The organism is Aromatoleum toluclasticum ATCC 700605 (genome assembly GCF_000378245.1).
GTDB classification, from domain to species: Bacteria; Pseudomonadota; Gammaproteobacteria; order Burkholderiales; family Rhodocyclaceae; genus Aromatoleum; species Aromatoleum toluclasticum.
The window spans coordinates 58790-79044 of record NZ_KB899491.1 but is presented as its reverse complement, the minus strand read 5'-3'; the positions used below and the strand labels follow the sequence as shown (position 1 = coordinate 79044).

The following is a 20255-nucleotide window of genomic DNA, read 5'->3' as shown; positions in this document are numbered from 1 at the left end:
CAGCCTCCTCCGAAGCCGATCCGATAATGCTACGCAACACCCCCCTGCCCGACCCCGGCAAGCCCCCCTCCCGCATGTCCTCGCAGGAGCTGCGCCGCTACGACCTGCTGCTCGCCGGACTGGATCTCCTCGACCAGGCGATCGCGGTGTTCGACGCGACACCCAAGCTCGTGACCTGGAACAAGGCCCTGCTCCGCCTGCTGGATTTCCCGGAGAAGCTGGTGCGGGTCGGCACCCCCTTCGAGGAGTTCGTGCGCTTCAATGCGGAGCGCGGGGAGTACGGCGACGGCGAGCTTGAAAAGCTGGTGTCCGAGCGCATGGCGGCGGCGCGCGCCTTCCTGCCGCACTATCTGGAGCGCGAACGCCCGAACGGCAAGATCCTCGCGGTTCGCGGCGTGCCCATCCCCAACCTCGGCTTCGTCTCGTTGTGGACCGATGTCACCGAGCAGCGCCGCGCCGAGGCGGTGATCCACCAGCAGAATCTCGAGCTCGAAGGCCGCGTCAAGGCGCGCACGCAGGAGCTCGAGAACGCCAACGCGCGGCTCGCGCACGCCAATGCCGAGATCGACCAGATCGCCGACGCGCTGCGCCACAGCGAGGAAAAGCTCAAGACCATCATCGACTCGATCCCCGCGCTAATCGCCTACGTCGGCCGCGACGAGGTGTACCAGTTCGCCAACCGCGGCTATGCGGAGTGGTTCGGGCTGAGCAAGGACGAGATCGTCGGGCGCACGATCCTGAGCGTGTTCGGCCCCGAACTCTATCCGGTCGTCCGGCAGCGCCTCGCGGTCGTGGACCGCGGCGAGCGCGTGAGCTACGAATATGCGCGCAAGCTCGCCAACGGCCGCACCGTGCACGCGCGCAGCGTGATCGTGCCGGAGATGTCCGCACAGGGCGACGAGAGGGGTGAAGGAAGGGGTGAAGTGAGGGGCTACTTCGTCCTGTCGACCGACATCACCGAACAGAAGGCGAGCCAGGCCGCGCTGATCCAGGCGCAGAAGATGGAGGCCGTGGGGCAGCTCACCGGCGGCCTCGCGCACGACTTCAACAACCTGCTCACGATCATCATCGGCAACCTCGCCGCGCTGCAGGCGCAGGCGCCCCCCGGCACGCTCACCGAACACCTCGACCCCGCGCTGCATGCGGCCCGCCGCGGCGCGGAACTCATCAAGCGCCTGCTCACCTTTTCGCGCGGCCAGGCGCTGGAGCCGCGCGCGGTCGAAGTCGGCGCACTGGTGCAGGACATGGCGCAACTGCTCGCGCGCTCGCTGACCGAGAACGTGCGCCTGCATACGAGCCTGCCCGGCGCGCCGCTGCACGCCTTCGTCGACGCCCACCAGCTGGAGAACGCGCTGCTCAACCTCGCCCTCAACGCGCGCGACGCGATGCCCGACGGCGGCGACCTGAGGATCGCGATCAGCGAACGCCACATCGACGAGGGCGTCGCCGCGCTCACCGAGCTGCAGGCCGGCGACTACGTGCAGATCGACGTCGCCGACACCGGCAGCGGCATCGACCCGGAACTCATGCCGCGCCTGTTCGAGCCCTTCTTCACGACCAAGCCCTTCGGGCGCGGCAGCGGACTGGGGCTTGCGATGGTGTACGGCTTCGTGCGCCAGTCGGGCGGCAACATCCGCATCCGCAGCACGCCCGACCAGGGCACCACGGTCACTTTCGTGCTGCCGCGCGCCGAAGGGCCCGCGGTCGCGGACGAGCGTGCCGCGACGCTCGCCCTGAATCCCGTGCGCAGCGTGGCCGGGCCGGTCCTGCTGGTCGAGGACGAGCCCGAGGTGCGGCGCATCATCCGCCTGCAGCTCACCGCGCTCGGCCACACCGTGATCGAGGCCGCCGACGGCGTCGAAGCCTGGCTGCTGCTCGAAGCAGTTCCCGACATCGCGCTCCTCGTCACCGACACCATCATGCCCGGCGGCATCGGCGGGCGCGAACTGGTGACGCGCACGCGCGCCTTGCGTCCCGACATGCCCATCCTCATGATTACCGGCTACGCGAGCGACAACGCGCTCGCCGGCACCGCCGAACTCGACGTGCCCGTGCTGCGCAAACCCTTCGACCAGGCTGCGCTCGCGGCCGCGCTCGATGCGCTGCCCGACTACAACAGGACAGGTTCCGCAGAGGGAGAGACGCCCCGCACATGACCGGACAAGAGACTTCCTCGCCGCTGATCCTCGTGCTGGAGGACGAACCGGACATCGCACGCATCATCTGCAGCGCGCTGTCCGGCTACGGCTTCCGCAGCGAACACCTGCGCACCGGGCGCGAGCTGCTCGCGCGGGCGCACCAGACCTCGCCCGACCTCGTGATCGTCGACCTCGGCCTGCCCGACATGGACGGCATGCAGGTCGTGCGCGAACTGCAGGACGGCAGCCCCTGCGCAGTGCTGATCCTCACCGGCCGCAACGACCTCACGGACCGCGTGCTGGGCCTCGAACTCGGCGCCGACGACTACATCGTCAAGCCTTTCGAACCGCGCGAACTGGTCGCCCGCGTGCGCTCCATCCTGCGCCGCTACACGCGCGCCGCCGCGCCCGATGCGCCCGGCGACGCGGCGCCGCCGGAGCGCACCGTCGCCCGCTTCGGCAACTGGCAGTTCGACACGGGGCGCCATTCGCTCGTACACACGGACGGCAGCGAAACCAGCCTGTCATCGGCCGAAGCCGCCCTGCTCCTGACTCTGGTACGTCGTCCGAACAAGATCCTCAGCCGCGAACAACTCCTCGGCGAGCGCGACGTCGATCCCTTCGACCGCAGCATCGACGTGCGCATCTCGCGCCTGCGCCGCAAGCTCGGCGACGACCCGCACAGCCCGAAGCTGATCAAGACCGTGTATGGCGCGGGCTACCTGTTCGCGGCCCAGGTCGGCTGGGAGTAGGCGCACCGGGGTGACGTGAAGGGCGCCCGCCATCGCGCACGGGCAGCCCTCCTCCGGCGCCGTTCAGCGGACCTCGGCCGGCACCGCGGCCGGCCGTGCCGCAGCCGCCCCCACCAGCGCGCAGGCCGCCAGCGTCCACACGATCACCGCGCCCGAAGGCAGATCGAACACTGCCGACAGCGCCAGCCCGACTGCATAGCCGGTCGCGCCGAGGGCATAGGCGACGCCATAGCGCCGCGCCCCATAGTGCGCGCGCGTGCCGAGCGCCGGGATGATGAGGCTCGAAAACACGAGATACACGCCGACGAGCTGCACGGACGCCGTCACCGCGAGCGCGAACGCGGCGTAGAAACCGAAACGGCCGAGCCGGCGGACCAGCCCCAGCCACATCGCCGCGAGCAGCAACGCCGACACGGCCGCCAGCCACAGCAGCTGCGTCGTGCTGACCCACAGGATCTGCCCGACCAGGAGATCCTTCAGGTGTTCGCCGCCGTGCGGGTTGCCCGCGAGGAGCAGGATGCCTGCGCAGGCCGCGAGGATGAACATCACGCCGATCAGCGCCTCCTGCTGACGCGGCGCCCGCCGTTCGGTCCAGGTGAGCAGCAGCGCGCCGAGGAGCGCCGCACCGACGGCCGCGAACTGCACCGCGACGCCCCCCTCGGGCATGCCCAGCGCGTCGGCGGCAATCACGCCGAGTCCGGCAATCTGCGCAATCGCGAGATCGATGAACACGATGCCGCGGTCAAGCACCTGCGTGCCCAGCGGCACGTGCGTCGCGAGCACCAGCAGTCCTGCGGCGAGCGCGGGTCCGAGGATGCCCCAGTCGAACGCGCTCCAGTTCATTGCTTGCCCCCGGCGGCGAGCAGACGGGCCACGGTATCGTCGAACAGACCGAAGAGGTCCTTCGCACCCTCGCTGCCGCCGACGGTGAAGGGTAGCTTCACCGCGGGGACCCCCGCATTGGTATTGAGCCATTCCGACGCGCGCGAATCCTGGTATGCGGCATGGATCACCATGCGTACCGGCGTGCCCTTCAGCGCGGACAACACCCCTTGCAGATGCGATGCGGTAGGCTCCACGCCGGGCTTGGGCTCGAGCACGGCGACTTCCTTCAGGCCGAGCCAGTCGTAGAGATAGGTGAAGGCCTTGTGCTGCGACACCACCGGCGCGCCCTTCAGCGGCGCGGCCTGCGCGCTCCAGCGCGCGATCGCCTGCTGCCAGCGCTGTGCGAAATCGGCCTGCCGCCGGGCGTACTCGCCCGCGTGCGCCGGATCGACCTGCTGCAGGCGCGTGCCGAGCGCGGTCGCGACCTGGGCGATGTTGCGCGGATCGGTCTGGATGTGCGGATTGCCGGCGGCATGCACGTCGCCCTGCGAGCGATCGAGCTGGCCCGGCACGTCGAGCTTGCGCACGTAGTCGGCCGCGGCGAAGTTGCCCGGCTGGCCGGGCTGCACCTTCGCGTTTCCGGACTGCTGCAGCAGTATCGGCAGCCAGCCGATCTCCAGCTCGGCGCCCGTGCACACGACGAGATCGGCGTTGCGGGCACGCGCAATCAGGCTCGGCTTGGCCTGGATCTGGTGCGGGTCCTGCAGTGCGCCGGTGGCAACCGACACCTCGACCAGGTTGCCGCCGAGTTCCTGCGCGAGCGCACCCCACTCGGGCTCGCAGGCGAAGACGCGCAACGCCGCGTCGGCGGGGCCCGCCAGCAGCGCGAGGGGCGCCGCAAGCAGGGCGATGAGGGCATTTCGGATCATCATGGTGTATTCCTCGTCGACTAAGGACATGTCAGTAGCCATGCGCGCCGTGCGCGCCCAGGCTCATCTGGTACTGGATGAAGAACTGGTTGTCGGTGACGCCCTCACGCGAGCGGTCACGCGCGAACTGCAAGCGCACGCGCGAGAACTCGCTCGGGTTGTAGTCGAACATCAGCGTGTTCTTGCGCGGCCGGTAATTGCCAAGGTCCAGCGCCGCCGCGTTCGCACCGAAGCGGGACGAACCGGGATCGAGCTGCTCAGTGCGCAGGCCGACCCGCCAGCCCGGCATGAACTGGTAGATCCCCTGCAGGTACCAGCCCGACTGCACCGCGCGGTAGTCGGCCGCACTGGCGACGTTATCGACGTCGTAGACGAGGTCGCCGTCGCGCGTGCTGCGCAGGTATTCCCCCTGCAGCTTGAAGCTGGTGCGCGTCGCATTGCCGTTCGGCGCCCATTTCCACACGGCGTCGGCCACCCACACGCGCGTCTTGCCGCTGAAGGCGTTGGTCACGCTGTTTCCGGCGGTATCCATCGCGTCGAGCTCCTGGTCCTTGGCCCTCGCGTGCAGCACGGACAGTCCGGCGCGCCAGCTGTGACTCGCGCCGATGTCGCCGCCGGTATGCGCCGTCAGCGCGACCATGCCCGCGCCGTTGCGCGAAGTATCCGTACCGGGGAAGCTGCGTCCCCGGCCGACTTCGGCACCCAGTTCGAGGTACTGGTCGATCGGCGCGAGCCATGTCAACTGCACGCCGTCGTCGCCGAACTGGGTGCCGAGCATTGCCTGGTAAGCGAGCGGGTTGTCGACGAAATCCCAGCTGTGCGCGTGCTGCTGGTTCAGATAGCCGATGCCGGAAAAGAAGCGGCCTGCCTTCAGCGACGCTCCGTGGCCGAGCGAGGTCGTCTGGACATAGGCCTCCTCGACCGAGACTTCGTTGTCCGGATGAAGGGCGATCGCAGTACTGCCGCGCCACCAGGGGTCGATGTTGGCCGAGATCCCGAGTTCGGTTTCGGCCAGGCTCAGGCCGCGCGTTCCCGGCCCTACTTCCGCGTCGGTTGGCAGCTGGAAGCCGGAGATCGCGAAGTGCTCGGGGTCTCGCGACGTACTCGTATACAGACCCGAGAGAATCAACGATATGGCCGGATTGAAGGCGTTGGCGCCGCCACCCGACGTCAACGGGGCCGGCGGAGGTGGCGCGCTCGCGACCACGGCAGCGGCCGGTGCCGCAGTGGCCCCCGGAACGGTGGCGGAGTTTGCCGCGGCGGCTTCCGCGGCCTTCAAGCGCGTTTCCAGCGCCTCAAGGCGTGCCTCGTAGGCGGCACGCATGGAGTTGATCTCCTGACGCAGCGTGGCGAGATCGGACGGGGATTCGGCCAGCGCGCAATAAGGCGTGGCCAGGGCGAGCGCGAGGCTCGCCGGCAAAAGCTTGTGCATGAGTTTCCTGCTCCGGCAAGGACGTCGAGAAGCACCCGCTCGCAATCGATTGCGGGCGGGCGCAAGAGGCAACAATCAGTGCGGAACGAGGAAGGGAGGCGCGCGGCTGAGGTAGGCCCGCGCGTGCAACGGCAGCCATGTGCCGTCGAGCGCGGCCTGCGGCACTTCGTGGCGCGCCGTCAGGTCCGGCGGAGGCGGTGGCACTCCACGCAGGCCGCCCCCGCCGAGGGCGGCCGCAATCAGGCACAGATCGCAGGCCTTGTCGGGCAGGCCCTTCTCGCGCCCGGCCTGACGACTCGTTTCCTCCGACACATGCGTTACCGCATGGCACATCGCTGCCAGCTGCCCGATGGGCAGCAGCAGCGCGAGCCAAAGCAGCCACGCCAGATGGCGCGGCGCGGCGGTTCGGGAACGAGGGGTGTGTTCGGTGGAGAACACCGATCTATCTCAGCCTGATCGTGTTGCCAGAGACGTGCAAGGGAATGGACGCGGGTGCGTCGCCGGCCCGATTGTACCGGCCATTCGCATCGCCGGGGACACCACAGCCCTCTCGACGCTCAGGCGTGAAATAGCCATAATTATGAATTCTTAATCCAAACTCCCCACGGAGATATTTCCATGACGCAGCGCCCGTTCAAGATCCTCGGTATCCAGCAGATCGCCATCGGCGGCCCGAGCAAGGACAAGCTCAAGACCCTGTGGGTCGACATGCTCGGACTGGAAGTGACCGGCAACTTCGTGAGCGAGCGCGAGAACGTCGACGAGGACATCTGCGCGATGGGCAAGGGCCCGTTCAAGGTCGAAGTGGACCTGATGCAACCGCTGGACCCGGAAAAGAAGCCGGCCGTGCATGCGACGCCGCTCAACCACGTTGGCCTGTGGGTGGACGATCTGCCGAAGGCGGTGGAATGGCTCTCCGCGAACGGCGTGCGCTTCGCCCCGGGCGGCATCCGCCGAGGCGCCGCGGGCTACGACATCACTTTCCTGCACCCGAAGGGCAACGACGAGTTCCCGATCGGCGGCGAAGGCGTGCTGGTCGAGTTGGTGCAGGCCCCGACGGAGGTCGTCGAGGCCTTCGCGAAGCTGGCGGGCTGAGTCGACATCCACCGGCGGCTCGCGACGCTGATTGCCGTAGCCGCCGATTTCGTGGTGGGAGCGGCTTCAGCCGCGAATCGGCGGTGTCGCAGTGGCGCGGCCCATTCGCGGCTGAAGCCGCTCCCACAGGGCCGTTCCCTAATGGCCGTCTCCGGCGAAATCCTGACTAAAGCTTCGCAGTATTGAAGGTATCGCAGGACTTCAGCGCGCCCTTCTCCAGCCCGATGCGGAACCAGCGCACGCGCTGTGCGGAACTGCCGTGCGTGAAGCTGTCGGGCATCACGCGCCCCTGCGACTGCTGCTGCAGGCGGTCGTCGCCGATCGCGGTCGCGGCGCCGAGCGCCTCCTCGACGTCGCCGGCTTCCAGCACCTGACGGCTGCGGTCGGCGTGGTGGGCCCACACGCCCGCCAGGCAGTCGGCCTGCAGCTCCAGGCGCACCGACAACTGGTTGCCCTGGCGCTCCGACACACGCTCGCGCGCCTGCTGCACCTTTTCCGAGATCCCGAGCAGGTTCTGCACGTGGTGGCCGACCTCGTGCGCGATCACATAGGCTTGGGCAAAGTCGCCGGGTGCGCGGAAACGGTTCTTCAGCTCGTTGAAGAAGGACAGGTCGAGATAGACCTTCTGGTCCGCGGGACAGTAGAAGGGGCCCATCGCCGCCTGCCCGACGCCGCAGGCGCTGCGCGTCGCGCCGGTGTACAGCACCATGTGCGGATCCTTGTAGCGCCCGCCGGAGGCCTTGAAGATCGTCCCCCAGGTGTCCTCGGTATCCGCCAGCACCATCGATGCGAAGCGCGCGAGTTCGTCCTCCGCGGGCGAACGCGGGGCCGAACGACGCACCGCCTCGGCCGGCCGCGGCTGCGTGACGCTCGCGGTGTCCAGCACCACACGCGGGTCGATGCCGAAGTACATCGCCACCAGCGCCAGCACGACGGTGCCGACGCCGATGCTGCGGCCACCGCCGAAGCCCCCGCCGCCCCCATCGTCGCGTCGATCCTCGATGTTGTCGCTCTCGCGGCCGTTGCGAAACAGCATGCGCCTTCCCCGTCCTTCAATGACCCGTAAAAATCATATTATGGACCAGCGTGCCCCGCCCTCCGCTTGCGGCGCGTAACGAGGGGTGAGCGGCCGGGCGCCCGCGCCTCAGTTGCCCGGCTGCAGCGTCACCGACAGGCTGAGCTCCTTGCCCTCGCGCAACACGCCGAGCTTAACGGTGTCGCCCACGCGATGGTCGTCGAGGCGGGCCGTGAGCTTCGCGACCGAGTCGACCGCCTGCCCGTCCAGCGACACGATGATGTCGCCCGGATAGAAACGGCCGTCGCGCTCCTGCCGGATCCCTCGCAGGCCGGCCTTGTCCGCAGCCGAACCGGGCATCACACGCAGCACCACGACGCCCTCGACCTCAAGTTCTTCCAGCAGGCGCGCGTTCACGTCCTCGTCGATCTGAATGCCCAGCACCGGGCGGACATACAGGCCGTGCTTGATGAGTTGCGGCACGACGCGCATCACGGTATCGACGGGTACGGCGAAGCCGATGCCCGCCGACGCCCCCGACGGGCTGTAGATCGCGGTGTTGATGCCGATCAGCCGGCCGTTCGAATCCAGCAGCGGACCGCCCGAATTGCCCGGATTGATCGCCGCATCGGTCTGGATCAGATGCTCGATCGTGGTTTGGCCATCCTCGCCGGGCAAGGATCGATCCAGCGCCGAGACGATGCCGGTCGTGAGCGTCCAGTCGAGACCGAAAGGGTTGCCGATCGCGAACACCTTCTGCCCCACCTTGAGGTCGCCGCTCGTGCCGATCGGCACCGGCGGCGGCCGCTTGAAGCCCACGCCTATCCGCAGCACCGCGATATCGTGCGCCGGACTCACCCCGACCAGCGCCGCCTGGTAGTCGCGTCCGTCGGCAAGCTTGACGGTCGCCTGCGAGGCGCCCCGGATCACGTGGAAATTCGTCACGACGTGGCCGGCCTCGTCCCAGATGAAGCCGGAGCCCGTGCCGCGCGGCACCTGCGTCACGTTGCGCGTCCACGCATCGCGCACCAGCTGGGCCGTGCTGATGAAGACGACCGAATCGCGCGTGTGCTCGAACAATTCGATCGTCGACTTCTCGTCCGCGGCCAGGTCGCCGCGCGGCGTGACCGTGCGCTCCGCCGCCTGCTTCGGGCTGAACCAGTCCTCGATGACCGGCTGCAGCCGCCACAACATCATCAGCGCGGCCACGGCGAGGGTCACGAGTAGCAGGCGCCGCAGGAAACGGTCGCGCACGGGCGCGGAATGGGGGTATCGGTAATCGGGTCTCATGATTGCACGAGGTAGGAGAATGCACGGGAGCCGGCCGCGAGCACCGCCGCCCTCGCCCTTCAGTGGCGGGCGATCGACTCGGCCACCTTCGCAAAAGCGGCGACGAGTTGCGCACGCAGTTCCGCGTCGGCGACCTGCTCCTCGAGCGCGCGCGTCATGCACAGCATCCACGCGTCGCGCGCGGCGCCATCGACGCCGAACCGGGCATGCGCACGGCCCAGCCGCGGCGGGCCGTGGCGTTCCGCATACAGGGGCGGTCCGCCCAGCCAGCCCGACAGGAACATGAAAAGCTTGTCCTTCGAATGCCCGAGATCCTGGGGGTGCATCGCCCGGATCGCCACCGCCTCGGGCAGTTCACCCATGAGTTCGTAGAAGCGCTCAACCAGGCGGCGTACGCCGGGCTCACCGCCGAGCTTCTCGTAATGCGGATTTGCGTTGACAACGACTTTCGGTGAATGCGGGTGCATCGAGAAAACCTCAAGGGACGACTCGGGATTGGCAAACGGCACGCGCTGCCCGCGCACGTCCCTCACTTTACGCGGCAGCGGCAAGGACCTGCACGTGAACGTGCAGGTCGGAGGACGCCGGATCAAGTCCGGAGTCCTCCGGTCGAGGGTGTCCGACCAGGATTAGCAGTTTCCCTTCTTCGCCTGTCCCGGCGGACAGAAACCGCCCCCCGGCCCCCCGGGGCCGCCCGGGTCGACCACCACCGAACCAGCCGGCGTATACACGGCACATGCGCCGAGGAGTGATGCCAGCCCAATCAGGGCAAGAAACCGCTTCATGTAACCTCCGCAAATCAAGGAATGTGGCGCAATCATAGCGCGGCATCGGGCCGGCCTTGGGGCACGGACTCGTTGCGGATGATTTCAGTCGGGCTCGCGCTCCGCCAGTGCGCGTGCCGCCGCGATGCGTTCGGCGCCGTCGGGATGCGTGCCGAGGAAGGCGAAACGCTCAGGCTGTCCGCTGGTGGAGAGCTTCTCGAAAAATCGCACTGCCCCCGCGGGGTCGTAGCCCGCGCGCCGCATGTACGCGATACCAGCCTCGTCCGCGGCGCGCTCGTCGTCGCGGCTATACCCGTTCTCGGCCATGTTGGTTGCGAATTCGGCGAAGATCGGCGTCAGCGGAAAGCCCACCACGGTCAGAAGCACGCTCGCGATGGCCACCATGCCGCCGGTATCGTTGCGGCGCGACAGCCGCTGCTCCGAGTGGTGCAAGTTCAGGTGCGCCAGTTCGTGCCCGATCAACGCCGCCCACGCGGCCTCGTCCGCGCCGAGCAAGTCGACCATCCCCGTATGGATCCCGATCACGCCGTCCCGGCCGGAGCGTATCGCGAAGGCGTTGGCGCCGGGGTCCTCGACCAGCAGGTATTGCGGACGCGCACCCGTCGTCGCCGTCGCCACGCGTTGCGCCGCCGCCCACGCTGCGCGCAAGGCCTGCGCGTCGAACCAGCGCACGCCGCCCTGCACCGGCACGCCGACCCGCCGCCCCTCGGCGACGCCGAGCTCCGCCAGCGGCCACGCCGTCGCGTGACCATCGTGTCGCGGCCCCTTGCTCCGCGGGGGCGGGTTCTCTGCAGGCGGCTGGCCTGCCGGCGGCTGCACGGCACAGCCGCCCGCCAATGCCAGCAACAACGCCAGCGCACACTTTCGACCAAGGGCAGCGACGTTCATCATCCGGACGGGCAAACCATGCGCCAATACATTCCCGCAGCATACACAAAGAATGTCAACCGGGGGCGCACGAAGAACCGGTAGCCGCTCAACGCGCCTCCTGTCATTAATGCAGCAATCACATGCAACCGTTCGCCATCTCCGCGATGTAGTGCTTCATGGCGGGCGTGTTCCAGCGTGCAACGGCCTCGCCGCGTGCGGACACGGCGATGATCCCGCCGGCGCCGCCGTCGGCGGCGATCATGGCAAGGACCTCATCGACCGCCTGCCCGAGCGGCACGTGCGCAAGCCGCACGCGAGCGGCAACCTCGTGGGCAGCGGCGACGCGGATGAAATATTCGCCGACACCGGTGCAGCTCACCGCCACGGCATCGTCGGCCCAGGTTCCCGCCCCGATCAGTGCGCTGTCGCCGATGCGGCCGGCGAGCTTGCCCATTGCCCCCCCGGTCGAGGTTGCGGCCGCCAGCGCACCGCTCCGGTCCAGGGCGACGGCACCGACCGTGCCGTGCGGCGATCCGCCCTCGTCGGCGGCCGGCAGCGCCACGAAGTACTCGGCCGGGCTCCCTATCGTCCGCAGCCCGAGATCGTGCGCGAAGCGGTCGGCGCCCGCACCGGCAAGAAGGACGTGCAGGGTGTCCTGCATGACCCGGCGCGCGACTCCGACCGGCGAGAACACGCTGCGCGCGCCGGCCACCGCGCCGGCCCGCCGCGTGGCGCCGTCCATGATGGACGCATCCATCTCGAAGTCGCCGTCGCGATTGGGCCGGCTGCCGCGACCCGCGACGTACAACCCGGAAGCCTCCATCTCCGCGACCGCATACTCGACGACGTCGAGCGCAGCGACGCCACTTTCGAGCATTGCCTGGCATCGCCCCCCGAGACCGGACAGGTGCGCACTGGAGCGCCCGTCGTCCGAAGCGGCGGCGCCCGCACCGCCGTGCAGAACGAGGCGTGTTGTTTGGTTCATCGACGTGGCCCGCCCCGATTTCGGCGCCGCCAATTTCCCCGGCCTACTTCTCAGGCAAGGTCTGCGACAGGGCCAGCAGATCGGCGATCATCGCATCGGGCTGCGTGATCAGCGAGATCATCGGGATTCCCGGTTGGCCGAAACGCGCCTTGTGCATGAACTCCCACGGGTTTTCGCGGGCGATCGTGCCGACGTACTCCGGGTCCTCGGGCGTTCGAAAATTCAGGGTCTTGCCGTCGAAGCCGTGACATACCGCGCAGATCGTCTGGTAATACGGCGCCCCGCGACCGGCTTCGCCGCGCGACTTGCGCGTGGCGCGATCGATATGCAGGTCCATGTCGATTTGCCCCAGGCTGACGAAGAGCGCCAGTTTTTCCATCTCACCCCGACCGATCATGTCCTCGGTGTAGCGATGGGTGTTGTCGGTGAGGATCTTCACGATCGCCTTCGGATCGGCGCCGACCATGGCTCGCAGCCCCTTGATTCCGGTCTGGTGCGAACCCTTCGCGTAGGCACCGTCGGCGCCCTTGTAATCCCAGCCGTGACATTCCTTGCAGCGCCAGGTCGCGTCGCCCTTCTGCTTGCCGGTGCTGGGATACGCCGGGTGCGTCTCCTTCGGCAGCTCCTTGCCGAGCACCTTGGCCCAGTTGTCGTAGAGCTGGCCGCCGCGCGCAATGTCCCAGACCTGGCTGCGGGTACCTCCCTCGTCGGCCATGGCAGGCACGGGGAACCCTGCCGTCACGGCAAGGGCCAAGCCGCCCACGACAGCAGCCGAAATCTTCCGAACGCATTGCGTCATGATTTTCCCCTCGATCCGGACGATGCAATCGACACTCACCCTTTATGTCTTTAGCACGGCCGGAGGGCAAACGACAGGGAGCCGGACGGCACGCCGTGCATATGTACCGGATCTTGCCGCCCGCGGGGACGCCCCCGATCGTGCGGGCCGGCCGGTGAACAGCTGTCTGCGTGGAGCTGCGGTTCTGCCGACCCAGACAGAAAAGCCTGCTTGCGCAGGCTTTCCGGATACTGCTCATGGCGCCGCCGCGGATGCGGCGGCGGTCGTCCCGATCACTCGAACTCGATGATCACTTCGTCGACGGAGAGGCTCGCACCCGGCTTCGCGACGAGCTTGCTGACCTTGCCGTCCTGCTCGGCCTTCAGCACGTTCTCCATCTTCATCGCCTCGATGATCGCAAGCTTCTCGCCCGCCTTCACTTCCTGGCCTTCGACGACGCAGATGTCGCGCAGCAGGCCCGGCATCGGCGACAGCAGGAACTTCGACATGTCCGGCGGCAGCTTCTCCGGCATCATCGTCAGCAGCTCGGCGGCGCGCTCGGTCATCACGATCGGCTCGACCTGCAGGCCGAAGTGCGAGATGCGGTAGCGCAGGCCGCGACGCTCGATCTGCAGGCAGATCGGCGCGCCATTCACGGAGCCCTGGAACAGCAGGTCGCCGAACTTCCAGTCGGAGACGATGCGGTAGGTCTTGTCGCCGTGCGTGATGTCGAGGCCGTTGGCCGAGTGCAGCACGGACATCGGATACTGCTTGCCGCCCATCACGACCACCCAGTCGCTGCCCACCTTGCGGCCGTGGCCGGCGAGCTGGCCGTCGATCTGCACGGCACGGTCGATATAGCGCAGGCGCGCGAAGGTCGCGACCGCCGCGAGCAGCGCGGGATCGTCGTGCGGCACCATCGACGCGTCGAAGCCCTGCGGGTATTCCTCGGCGATGAAGCCGGTGTTGAAGTTGCCCGAGCAGAAGCGCGGATGCTGCAGCAGCGCAGCCTGGAACGGGATGTTCGAGCTGATGCCGCGGATCACGAAGGCGTTCAGCGCGTCGCGCATGCGCTCGATGGCCTGCTCGCGGTTCGCGCCATGCACGATCAGCTTCGCGATCATCGAGTCGTAGAACATCGAGATCTCGCCGCCCTCATACACGCCGGTATCGACGCGCACCTGGCCCGGCACTTCCGCCGGCGCCTCGAATTTCACGAGGCGACCGGTGGAGGGCAGGAAGCCGCGGAACGGGTCTTCCGCGTTGATGCGGCATTCCATCGACCAGCCATTGATCTTCACGTCGGCCTGCGAGATCGGCAGCTTCTCGCCGTTGGCGACGCGGATCATCTGCTCCACGAGGTCGAGGCCGGTGATCAGTTCGGTGACCGGGTGCTCCACCTGCAGACGAGTGTTCATCTCCAGGAAGTAGAACTCCTTGGTCGCGCCACTGACGACGAACTCGACTGTGCCGGCCGATTCGTAGTTCACCGCGCGCGCCAGCGCCACGGCCTGCTCGCCCATCGCCTTGCGCATGTCGGCGTCGACGAAGGGGCTCGGCGCCTCCTCGATGACCTTCTGGTGACGGCGCTGGATCGAGCAGTCGCGCTCGTTCAGATACACGTAGTTGCCGTGCGAGTCGCCCAGCACCTGGATCTCGATGTGGCGCGGCTCGAGCACGTACTTCTCGATGAACACGCGATCGTCGCCGAACGAGGCCTTGGCTTCATTGACGCAAGACGAGAAGCCTTCGAAGGCCTCCTGGTCGTTGAACGCGACGCGCAGGCCCTTGCCGCCGCCACCGGCGGAGGCCTTGATCATCACCGGGTAACCGATCTTCTTGGCGATCTCGACCGCCTCGGCCGGGCCGGCGATCGCGTCGTTGTAGCCGGGGATGGTATTCACGCCGGCTTCGATCGCGAGCTTCTTCGACTCGATCTTGTCGCCCATCTTGGCGACCGAGTAGTGCTTCGGCCCGATGAACTTGATGCCTTCCTCTTCCAGGCGGCGCGAGAACTCCGCGTTCTCCGACAGGAAGCCGTAGCCCGGATGGACCGCCTCGGCGCCGGTCTGCTTGCAGGCGGCGATGATCTTGTCCATGACGAGGTAGGACTCTTTCGACGGCGCCGGCCCGATGCACACGGCCTCGTCCGCGAGCTCGACGAAGAGCGCGTCCTTGTCGGCCTCGGAATGCACGGCGACGGTGGCGATGCCCATCTTGCGGGCGGTCTTGATCACGCGGCAGGCGATTTCGCCGCGGTTTGCAATGAGAATCTTCTTAAACATATTCCTCAGTCTCCCTGGGCGATCAGAGCGGGATGTTGCCGTGCTTGCGCCACGGGTTTTCGAGTTCCTTGTTCTTCAGCATCGACAGCGAGCGGCACACGCGCTTGCGCGTCTCGTGCGGCATGATCACGTCGTCGATGAAGCCGCGCGCACCGGCCACGAACGGGTTGGCGAAACGCGCCTTGTATTCGGCCTCGCGCTGGGCGAGCTTCGCCTGGTCGTCCTTCTCGCCGCGGAAGATGATCTCCACCGCGCCCTTCGGGCCCATCACCGCGATCTCGGCCGACGGCCACGCGAAGTTCACGTCGCCGCGCAGGTGCTTCGAGCTCATGACGTCATAGGCGCCGCCATAGGCCTTACGCGTGATGATCGTGACCTTCGGCACCGTGCACTCGGCGTAGGCGTAGAGCAGCTTGGCGCCGTGCTTGATGATGCCGCCGTATTCCTGAGTGGTACCCGGCATGAAGCCCGGGACGTCGACCAGCGTCACGACCGGGATGTTGAACGCGTCGCAGAAGCGCACGAAGCGCGCCGCCTTGATCGAGCTCTTGATGTCGAGGCAGCCGGCCAGCACCAGCGGCTGGTTCGCGACGATGCCCACCGGGGCGCCTTCCATGCGCGCGAAGCCGATGATGATGTTCTTGGCGTAGTCCGGCTGCAGCTCGAAGAAGTCGCCGTCATCGACCATCTTGAAGATGACTTCCTTCATGTCGTACGGCTGGTTCGGGTTGCTCGGTACCAGCGTGTCGAGCGACATGTCAAGGCGCTCGGCGGCGTCGATCGCCGGCACGGTCGGGGCCTTCTCGCGGTTGCTCGACGGGATGAAACCGATCAGACGGCGCGTCATCATCAGCGCCTCGACGTCGTTCTCGAACGCGAGGTCGGCCACACCCGACTTGGTGTTGTGGGTGACCGCGCCGCCCAGTTCCTCGGCCGTCACTTCCTCGTGGGTCACGGTCTTCACGACTTCCGGACCGGTCACGAACATGTAGGACGAATCCTTCACCATGAAGATGAAGTCGGTCATCGCCGGGCTGTACACCGCGCCGCCGGCGCAGGGGCCCATGATCAGCGAGATCTGCGGCACGACGCCAGAGGCGAGCACGTTACGCTGGAACACGTCGGCATAGCCGCCGAGCGAATCGACGCCTTCCTGGATGCGCGCGCCGCCCGAGTCGTTGAGGCCGATCACCGGAGCCCCGACCTTCATCGCGTGATCCATGACCTTGCAGATCTTCTCGGCGTGGGTCTCCGACAGCGAGCCGCCGAACACCGTGAAGTCCTGCGAGAACACGAACACGAGGCGGCCGTTGACCGTGCCGTAGCCGATCACCACGCCGTCACCCGGAGTGTGGTCCGCTTCCATGCCGAACTCGGTGCAGCGGTGCTCCTTGAACATGTCCCACTCTTCGAAGCTGCCCTCGTCGAGCAGCAGTTCGATGCGCTCGCGCGCCGTGAGCTTGCCCTTGGAATGCTGCGCGTCGATGCGCTTCTGGCCGCCGCCGAGGCGGGCCTTGGCGCGCTTTTCGTCCAGCTGACGAATGATGTCGTGCATTGATGACCTCCTTGACTTGTTCTGCTGTCCCCGGCCTTGTCCCGACCGGGCCTTCAACTTCAAATTCTGTTCGGGCAGCCTCGATTGCTCTTGTAGGGCGGGAGGAGCAAAGCGCATCCCGCCATCAACCGCCGAGTGGCGGGATACGCCTTCGGCGCCTCCCGCCCTACGTTCTAGCCCGCACCCTTCTCTACGTAACCGAGCAATCGCAACGCGGCGGCCGAAGGCGTCGTCGTGCCCTCCTCCACCGCGCGCGCCAGCCCGGGCAATTCGTGCTTCACCTGCGCGTGGCCACGGAAATGGCTGCGCAGCCCCGCGTCGATCAGCTCCCACATCCACGCCAGCGCCTGGTGGCGCCGCTTCGCCTCGAACTCGCCCGAGGCCTGCATCGCCTTGCGGTAGTCCGTCACCGCCGTCCAGAAATCGGCGACGCCCTGCTTCTGCAGCGCCGACAGCGTGAGCACCGGCACCGTCCAGTTCGGGCTCGCCGGTCGCAGCATGTGCAGCGCCGTCTTCATCTGCGACTTCGCGCGCATCGCAGCACCGGCGTCGATGTCCGCCTTGTTGATGACGATCAGGTCGGCGATCTCCATGATGCCTTTCTTGATCGCCTGCAGGTCGTCGCCCGCGTTCGGCAGCTGCAGCAGGCAGAAGATGTCGCTCATGCCCGCGACCGCGGTCTCGCTCTGCCCGACGCCGACCGTCTCGATGATGATCACGTCGAAGCCTGCGGCCTCGCACACCAGCATCGTCTCGCGCGTCTTCTCGGCGACGCCGCCGAGGCTGCCCGCGGACGGGCTCGGGCGGATGAAGGCCGCCGGGTTCTGCGACAGTAGCTCCATGCGCGTCTTGTCGCCGAGGATCGATCCACCCGTCAGCGACGAGGACGGATCCACCGCCAGCACCGCAACGCGCAGGCCCTGCTCGATGAGGTACAGGCCCAGCGCCTCGATGAAGGTCGACTTGCCCACGCCCGGCACGCCCGAGATGCCCACCCGCATCGCGCCGCCCGTGTGCGGCAGCAGCGCCTCCAGCACGTGACGCGCACGCGCCTTGTGATCCTCGCGTTGCGACTCGATCAGCGTGATCGTCTTCGCGAGCGGGCGCAGCTGGCGCGCGCGCACACCGTCGACCAGCGCCTGGTCGGCGGCGTCGAGCACGGGCAGATGTTCGGGCTTGTTCATCGGCATCGAGGCGTCAACGAGGCGGTTCACGTAGGGCGGGAGGAGCGAAGCGTATCCCGCCATTCCGACGATGAAAACGGGTTCGAACGGGGTGTGGCGGGATGCATTTTGCACCCCGCCCGCCCGACATGAAGATCAGGCCTTCGCCGCGCGGATCTGCTTCAGCACTTCGCGCGCAGCCGCCGGAATCGGCGTGCCCGGCCCGAAGATGCCCTTGGCGCCGGCAGCATACAGAGCACCATAGTCCTGCGCCGGGATCACGCCACCGACGAAGACGACGATGTCGTCCGCGCCGAGCCGCTTCAGCTCGTTCACGATCTGCGGCACCAGCGTCTTGTGGCCCGCGGCGAGGCTGGAGCAGCCGACCGCATGCACGTCGTTCTCGACGGCGTGGCGCGCGGCTTCTTCCGGCGTCTGGAAGAGCGGGCCGATGTCGATGTCGAAGCCCAGATCCGCGAACGCCGACGCAACCACCTTCGCGCCGCGGTCGTGGCCGTCCTGGCCGAGCTTGGCGATCATGATGCGCGGGCGGCGGCCCTCTTCGGCGACGAAGGCTTCGATGTCGGCCTTCAGTTCCTTCCAGTCGGCATCGTTTTCCACGACGGCTCCATACACGCCGGACACGGCTTGCGGGTTGGCACGGTAGCGGCCGAAGACCTTCTCCAGCGCGTCCGAGATCTCGCCGACGGTCGCGCGCAGGCGCACCGCCTTCACGGCGAGGTCGAGCAGATTGCCTTCATTGGTCTCCGCGCACTTCGTCAGCGCGTCGAGCGCCGCCTGCACCGCGGCCGCATCACGCGTTGCGCGGATCTTGTTCAGGCGCGCGATCTGCGAATCGCGCACGGCGTGGTTGTCGATGTCGAGGATCTCGATCGGATCTTCCTTCGCCAGCTTGTACTTGTTCACGCCGACGATCACGTCCTTGCCCGAATCGATGCGCGCCTGCTTGTCGGCCGCGCATTCTTCGACCTTCATCTTGGCCCAGCCGGACTCGACCGCCTTGGTCATGCCGCCCATCGCCTCGATTTCCTCGATCAGGCTCCAGGCCTTGTCCGCCATGTCCTGCGTGAGCTTCTCCATCATGTAGGAGCCGGCCCACGGATCGACGACGTTACAGATGTGAGTCTCTTCCTGGATGATGATCTGGGTGTTGCGCGCGATGCGGGCCGAGAACTCGGTCGGCAGCGCGATCGCTTCGTCAAGCGCGTTGGTGTGCAGCGACTGCGTGCCGCCGAAGACCGCGGCCATCGCCTCGATCGTCGTGCGCACGACGTTGTTGTACGGGTCCTGCTCGGTGAGCGACCAGCCCGAAGTCTGCGAGTGCGTGCGCAGCATCATCGACTTCGCGCTCTTCGGGTTGAACTGCTTCATGATCCGCCACCACAGCAGACGCGCCGCGCGCATCTTGGCGATCTCGAGGTAGAAGTTCATGCCGACTGCCCAGAAGAAGGACAGCCGGCCGGCGAAGGTGTCGACGTCCATGCCGCTGTTGATGCCGGTGCGCACGTACTCCATGCCGTCGGCGAGCGTGAACGCGAGTTCGATCGCCTGGTTCGCGCCCGCTTCCTGGATGTGATAGCCGGAAATCGAGATCGAGTTGAACTTCGGCATGTGCTGCGCCGTGTACCCGAAGATGTCGGCGATGATCTTCATCGACGGCGTCGGCGGATAGATATAGGTGTTGCGGACCATGAACTCCTTGAGGATGTCGTTCTGGATGGTCCCGGACAGCTTGTCCTGGCTCACGCCCTGCTCTTCGGCAGCGACGATGTAGCCGGCGAGGATCGGCAGCACGGCGCCGTTCATCGTCATCGACACCGACACCTTGTCGAGCGGAATCTCGTTGAAGAGGATCTTCATGTCCTCGACCGAGTCGATCGCCACGCCGGCCTTGCCGACGTCGCCGGTCACGCGCGGATGGTCCGAGTCGTAGCCGCGGTGGGTCGCGAGATCGAACGCAACCGACACGCCCTGGCCGCCGGCGGCGAGCGCCTTGCGGTAGAAGGCGTTGGATTCTTCGGCGGTCGAGAAGCCGGCGTACTGGCGGATGGTCCACGGCTTCACCGCGTACATCGTCGGCTGCGGGCCGCGCAGGAAGGGCTCGAAGCCGGGCAGCGTGTCGGCATGCTGCAGGTCGGCGGTATCGGCCTTCGTATACAGCGGCTTCACCGCGATACCTTCGGGCGTCACCCAGTCGAGCTTCGCCACGTCGCCACCCGGCGCCTGTTTCGCGGCAGCCTTGTTCCAGGCTTCCAGGTCCGACTGGGGATAAGCCGGCATCTTGTCGTTCGGCATGACAAACCCTCTCTGATTCCATGAGCCGCCGGAAGGGCGGCA

General features: G+C 67.3%; 17 protein-coding genes. 3 read left to right on the top strand and 14 right to left on the bottom strand.

Annotated features, from left to right (window positions below):
- Positions 1-26 precede the first annotated feature (26 nt).
- The gene (locus F464_RS0100375; RefSeq protein WP_051092222.1) at positions 27-2156 is read left to right on the top strand and encodes a PAS-domain containing protein; all 2130 of its coding nucleotides are present in this window, start codon (positions 27-29) and stop codon (positions 2154-2156) included.
- Positions 2153-2890: a response regulator transcription factor gene (locus tag F464_RS0100370; protein WP_018987778.1), complete on the top strand. Its 738-nt coding sequence runs from the start codon at positions 2153-2155 to the stop codon at positions 2888-2890. The genes F464_RS0100375 and F464_RS0100370 overlap by 4 nt, the downstream gene beginning before the upstream one ends.
- 63 nt (positions 2891-2953) lie before the next feature.
- On the opposite strand, the gene F464_RS0100365 is transcribed toward F464_RS0100370, so the two are convergent.
- From F464_RS0100365 to F464_RS0100350, 4 genes are all read right to left on the bottom strand, one after another.
- On the bottom strand, positions 2954-3733 hold the full coding sequence (locus tag F464_RS0100365; RefSeq protein ID WP_018987777.1) for a metal ABC transporter permease: 780 nt from the start codon (positions 3731-3733) through the stop codon (positions 2954-2956).
- Positions 3730-4647, bottom strand: coding sequence for a metal ABC transporter substrate-binding protein (locus F464_RS0100360; protein WP_018987776.1), 918 nt, complete (start codon positions 4645-4647; stop codon positions 3730-3732). The genes F464_RS0100365 and F464_RS0100360 overlap by 4 nt, the downstream gene beginning before the upstream one ends.
- A gap of 28 nt (positions 4648-4675) precedes the next feature.
- Positions 4676-6076, bottom strand: coding sequence for a hypothetical protein (locus F464_RS0100355; protein WP_018987775.1), 1401 nt, complete (start codon positions 6074-6076; stop codon positions 4676-4678).
- A gap of 75 nt (positions 6077-6151) precedes the next feature.
- Positions 6152-6514 (bottom strand): hypothetical protein, encoded by a 363-nt coding sequence (locus tag F464_RS0100350; protein WP_018987774.1) that lies wholly within the window; start codon positions 6512-6514, stop codon positions 6152-6154.
- 180 nt (positions 6515-6694) lie between these two features.
- On the opposite strand from F464_RS0100350, the gene F464_RS0100345 reads away from it, so the two are divergent.
- Complete coding sequence (locus tag F464_RS0100345; RefSeq protein ID WP_018987773.1) at positions 6695-7171, top strand: VOC family protein; 477 nt, start codon at positions 6695-6697, stop codon at positions 7169-7171.
- A 166-nt stretch (positions 7172-7337) separates the two neighbouring features.
- On the opposite strand, the gene ypfJ is transcribed toward F464_RS0100345, so the two are convergent.
- From ypfJ to scpA, 10 genes are all read right to left on the bottom strand, one after another.
- Complete coding sequence (ypfJ, locus tag F464_RS0100340; RefSeq protein ID WP_018987772.1) at positions 7338-8207, bottom strand: KPN_02809 family neutral zinc metallopeptidase; 870 nt, start codon at positions 8205-8207, stop codon at positions 7338-7340.
- A gap of 108 nt (positions 8208-8315) precedes the next feature.
- Positions 8316-9476, bottom strand: a complete 1161-nt coding sequence (locus F464_RS0100335; protein WP_040394171.1) for a S1C family serine protease — start codon at positions 9474-9476, stop codon at positions 8316-8318.
- A gap of 59 nt (positions 9477-9535) precedes the next feature.
- Positions 9536-9943, bottom strand: coding sequence for a group II truncated hemoglobin (locus tag F464_RS0100330; RefSeq protein ID WP_018987770.1), 408 nt, complete (start codon positions 9941-9943; stop codon positions 9536-9538).
- 402 nt (positions 9944-10345) lie between these two features.
- Positions 10346-11152, bottom strand: coding sequence for a M48 family metallopeptidase (locus tag F464_RS0100325; protein WP_018987769.1), 807 nt, complete (start codon positions 11150-11152; stop codon positions 10346-10348).
- Between the two features lie 115 nt (positions 11153-11267).
- Complete coding sequence (locus tag F464_RS0100320; RefSeq protein WP_026295623.1) at positions 11268-12116, bottom strand: isoaspartyl peptidase/L-asparaginase family protein; 849 nt, start codon at positions 12114-12116, stop codon at positions 11268-11270.
- Positions 12117-12159: 43 nt separating this feature from the next.
- Positions 12160-12915, bottom strand: a complete 756-nt coding sequence (locus F464_RS0100315) for a hypothetical protein (RefSeq protein ID WP_018987767.1) — start codon at positions 12913-12915, stop codon at positions 12160-12162.
- 272 nt (positions 12916-13187) lie between these two features.
- Complete coding sequence (gene accC / locus F464_RS0100310) at positions 13188-15179, bottom strand: acetyl-CoA carboxylase biotin carboxylase subunit (protein WP_018987766.1); 1992 nt, start codon at positions 15177-15179, stop codon at positions 13188-13190.
- A gap of 22 nt (positions 15180-15201) precedes the next feature.
- Positions 15202-16734: an acyl-CoA carboxylase subunit beta gene (locus F464_RS0100305; protein WP_018987765.1), complete on the bottom strand. Its 1533-nt coding sequence runs from the start codon at positions 16732-16734 to the stop codon at positions 15202-15204.
- A gap of 173 nt (positions 16735-16907) precedes the next feature.
- Positions 16908-17924, bottom strand: coding sequence for a methylmalonyl Co-A mutase-associated GTPase MeaB (gene meaB, locus F464_RS0100300; protein ID WP_026295621.1), 1017 nt, complete (start codon positions 17922-17924; stop codon positions 16908-16910).
- 129 nt (positions 17925-18053) lie between these two features.
- A complete protein-coding gene (gene scpA / locus F464_RS0100295; RefSeq protein WP_018987763.1) occupies positions 18054-20213 on the bottom strand; it encodes a methylmalonyl-CoA mutase in 2160 nt (719 codons plus the stop codon).
- Between the last annotated feature and the right edge of the window lie 42 nt (positions 20214-20255).

Bases quoted from the DNA above. Each gene is read 5' to 3' on its own strand.
- accC (WP_018987766.1), bottom strand. From the start codon at position 15,179: ATGTTTAAGAAGATTCTCATTGCAAACCGCGGCGAAATCGCCTGCCGC.
- F464_RS0100365 (WP_018987777.1), bottom strand. From the start codon at position 3,733: ATGAACTGGAGCGCGTTCGACTGGGGCATCCTCGGACCCGCGCTCGCC.
- F464_RS0100330 (WP_018987770.1), bottom strand. From the start codon at position 9,943: ATGCACCCGCATTCACCGAAAGTCGTTGTCAACGCAAATCCGCATTAC.
- F464_RS0100370 (WP_018987778.1), top strand. From the start codon at position 2,153: ATGACCGGACAAGAGACTTCCTCGCCGCTGATCCTCGTGCTGGAGGAC.
- F464_RS0100305 (WP_018987765.1), bottom strand. From the start codon at position 16,734: ATGCACGACATCATTCGTCAGCTGGACGAAAAGCGCGCCAAGGCCCGC.
- F464_RS0100325 (WP_018987769.1), bottom strand. From the start codon at position 11,152: ATGATGAACGTCGCTGCCCTTGGTCGAAAGTGTGCGCTGGCGTTGTTG.
- scpA (WP_018987763.1), bottom strand. From the start codon at position 20,213: ATGCCGAACGACAAGATGCCGGCTTATCCCCAGTCGGACCTGGAAGCC.
- F464_RS0100320 (WP_026295623.1), bottom strand. From the start codon at position 12,116: ATGAACCAAACAACACGCCTCGTTCTGCACGGCGGTGCGGGCGCCGCC.
- F464_RS0100360 (WP_018987776.1), bottom strand. From the start codon at position 4,647: ATGATGATCCGAAATGCCCTCATCGCCCTGCTTGCGGCGCCCCTCGCG.
- meaB (WP_026295621.1), bottom strand. From the start codon at position 17,924: ATGCCGATGAACAAGCCCGAACATCTGCCCGTGCTCGACGCCGCCGAC.
- F464_RS0100345 (WP_018987773.1), top strand. From the start codon at position 6,695: ATGACGCAGCGCCCGTTCAAGATCCTCGGTATCCAGCAGATCGCCATC.
- F464_RS0100315 (WP_018987767.1), bottom strand. From the start codon at position 12,915: ATGACGCAATGCGTTCGGAAGATTTCGGCTGCTGTCGTGGGCGGCTTG.
- F464_RS0100335 (WP_040394171.1), bottom strand. From the start codon at position 9,476: ATGAGACCCGATTACCGATACCCCCATTCCGCGCCCGTGCGCGACCGT.
- F464_RS0100375 (WP_051092222.1), top strand. From the start codon at position 27: ATGCTACGCAACACCCCCCTGCCCGACCCCGGCAAGCCCCCCTCCCGC.
- ypfJ (WP_018987772.1), bottom strand. From the start codon at position 8,207: ATGCTGTTTCGCAACGGCCGCGAGAGCGACAACATCGAGGATCGACGC.
- F464_RS0100355 (WP_018987775.1), bottom strand. From the start codon at position 6,076: ATGCACAAGCTTTTGCCGGCGAGCCTCGCGCTCGCCCTGGCCACGCCT.